Consider the following 629-nt stretch of genomic DNA (forward strand, 5'->3'; position numbering starts at 1 on the left):
CGTTCACAGGCTCACTCTCCAAGCTCAAGCAGTTCCGAAGGGTCGCCACGCGATACGAGAAAACCGCCAGAAACTACCTCGCCGTCATCACCATCGCTGCCATCGTCCTGTGGATCAAGTAAGTGTCCACAGAACCTAGGTCATGTTGACAAATGGCGCAGCCAGAGGCGGATGGATGTGATGTCGATGAAGCCAAGGAAGCTTTCAGCGGTTTTGTCGTAGCGAGTAGCAACGCGGCGAGCATTCTTGAGCCTGTTGAAGCATCGCTCGACGAGGTTTCGCAGCCGGTAGAGCCGTCGGTCAACGGCGACACGAAGCCTGAGAGACTTGCGCATTGGGATCACCGGCACGACGTTGCGTGCCTCCATGGTTCTGCGACCCCTATCTGAATCATACCCGCGATCGGCCAGCAGGACGCAAGGTTCTGGCAGGTTGTCCTCCATGACCAGGTCGAAGCTGTCAACGGCGGGGTAAAACCCTGCCACGCGGCGGCGCAAAAGTTTGCCAGTTAGCGGCACAAGCACGGAACGTCGGGAGGGCGTAGCCCGACCAGAGTTCCGTGCTTGTGCCGTTGGTATTTTTTGAAAGGGGTCAGCCGGCCTTTCGGGCGCGGCTTTGGGCGAGACGAT

Annotated in this window: 1 protein-coding gene; it reads right to left on the reverse strand. The window is 58.5% G+C overall.

The features are described from left to right. Positions 1-140 precede the first annotated feature (140 nt). Positions 141-629: transposase (locus C9E82_RS25210; protein ID WP_240643611.1), on the reverse strand; the 489-nt coding region annotated here is incomplete at its 5' end.

The sequence above is a fragment of the Paracoccus sigandri genome, assembly GCF_003709565.1.
GTDB lineage: Bacteria > Pseudomonadota > Alphaproteobacteria > Rhodobacterales > Rhodobacteraceae > Paracoccus > Paracoccus siganidrum.